Annotated in this window: 2 protein-coding genes; both read left to right on the forward strand. The window is 56.5% G+C overall.

All coding sequences use genetic code 11. The features are described 5' to 3' along the window. The first annotated feature begins 19 nt into the window (after nucleotides 1-19). A complete protein-coding gene (locus ACOCD2_RS18265) occupies nucleotides 20-580 on the forward strand; it encodes a glycosyltransferase family 4 protein (RefSeq protein ID WP_293653091.1) in 561 nt (186 codons plus the stop codon). Continuing rightward, on the forward strand, nucleotides 573-1,870 hold a 1,298-nt coding region (locus tag ACOCD2_RS18270), incomplete at its 3' end, for a hypothetical protein (RefSeq protein ID WP_293653089.1). The genes ACOCD2_RS18265 and ACOCD2_RS18270, both read left to right, overlap by 8 nt.

A 1,870-nucleotide genomic window follows, 5' to 3' on the forward strand; every position in this document is an offset into this window, starting at 1 on the left:
AGTTGTTGCGCAGTGCTTGGTGACCAGGACGGCTGGGGCACAAATAGGTTGTCAAAGGCCGAGTCGATTTTGGGGACTGGGATGTCCCAAAATCTATCACGAGGCCGAAGACACGCTTGTCGATGTTTTAGGCGATGGTCCTTCAGGGCCGGCATGGAAATACCAGGCCCGTGAACTGGGGATCGAGGATTGTTGCCACTGGCATGGGTTGCTGCCCAGGGATGAAGCGCTGGTGGCGATGGGTGCGGGCCATTTGTTTGTTATCACCAGCCTCAAGGATCTGACATCCACCGTATTGATGGAGGCCCTGGCTCTGGGGTTGCCGGTGTTGTGTCCGGATCATTGCGGCTTTTCTGATGTGGTGGATGATGGCTGTGGAATCAAACTGCCCATGGAAACGCCGACGCAACTGGTGGAGGGTTTTATCAACGGGATACAGCGGCTGGCGACTGATGAAAGCGTCCGCCAGGCTTTGGCCTGGGGCGCGCTGAAGAGGGTGCGGGCCTTTCGCTGGACCAGCAAGCAACAGATCCTGGAAAGGGTTTATGCGCGGGCTTTGGGAGCAGACCAAGATGCCTAAAGTGAGTCTCATTGCTTCCATCAAGCGGGATTATTTCAACTTGCCCTTGTTCATGTGGCTGGCCTTATGGGCGGCCATCAATACCGGCCCCTGGAATCTGTCGGGTTTTGGCGCGGGAGGGCTGGCAACCCTCAATGCCATCAGGGGCATTGCGCCGATTGCGATAATGTTTGTTTCCTTTGTGTTGCTCTCCAGTCAAAAACGGCACCCCAGGGGCGGCATGACGGCGCCAGAGGGGCTGTTCTGGGTGTATGGAGTAGCCATGGTGGTGGCGTCCCTGCCTGTGGAGTCCTGGTTCAATACCGCTTACTGGGGGTTTTCCTTCATGGCGGTGCTGATGGTAGCGCGCTTCTATGTGGCCAGCGGCAAGCCGCTGTTGCAGATCGTGCGCCTCAATTATCTGACTTGGGTGGTCGCGTCTATCGTGCTGGTGTTGTTGCTGTTCTTTGCCCGGGATGTACTTTTTGAGGCTGAGACAGGTTACGGCCTTGTTCGTAAGGCTTCGGAAGTTGCAGGTGGCGCCATGAGCCGGGCCACTGGTATGGCGCGTTTCGCCGCGATTCCGGCAGTGCTGGCCTTCGTTATGTTCTGGCGGGTCAATGGCTGGGTGAGTTGGATAACTGCGGCAGGTGTGTTCGCGGGTTCCGTATCTCTGGTCTGGTTCATGCAGTCGCGTGGAGCCTTGTTTTCCCTGGCGGGAACCCTGGTGTTCGTCATGTTGTTCATGGGGAAGGTGCCCCGGGTGATCGCGATCGTGTTGTTCGTGCTGGGTCTTGGCGGTGGTCTGGACATGGTTCCTGAACAAACGCAGACCTATGTCGTAGAACATGCTACCCGGGGAACAGGCGTGGAAGGATTGAAGACCATGTCGGGACGGGACAGGATCTTCCGCAACGCCTGGCAGGCCATACAGGAGCAGCCAATCTTAGGTTACGGGCCGCAGGCAGACCGGCGCATCATTGGCGAGAATGCGCAAAATGGTTTGTTGTACGCCTGGTTGTCTGGCGGCTTGCTGGGGATGCTCGGCTACGTGGGGGGAATGCTGGCCGCTTGGTGGTATTTTCTGAAAATAATTTTCGGGAAGTTCCGTATGGGGTCGCAGGCGCGCGACATGCTGATCATGACCGGCGGTATCCTGGCTTTTTTTAGCTTGCGCAGTTACCCGGAAAATACCGCGGCTCTGTTCAGCGTCGATCTGCTGGTCCAGTTGCCGGCCATGGTATATATCGCCATGCTGTATCGTTATCAGACTGAAGTTTCCCAATTTTTTGGAGCAATGAATATTAGAGC

This window comes from Thiolapillus sp. (assembly GCF_048562965.1).
Lineage (GTDB): Bacteria > Pseudomonadota > Gammaproteobacteria > Chromatiales > Chromatiaceae > Thiolapillus > Thiolapillus brandeum_A.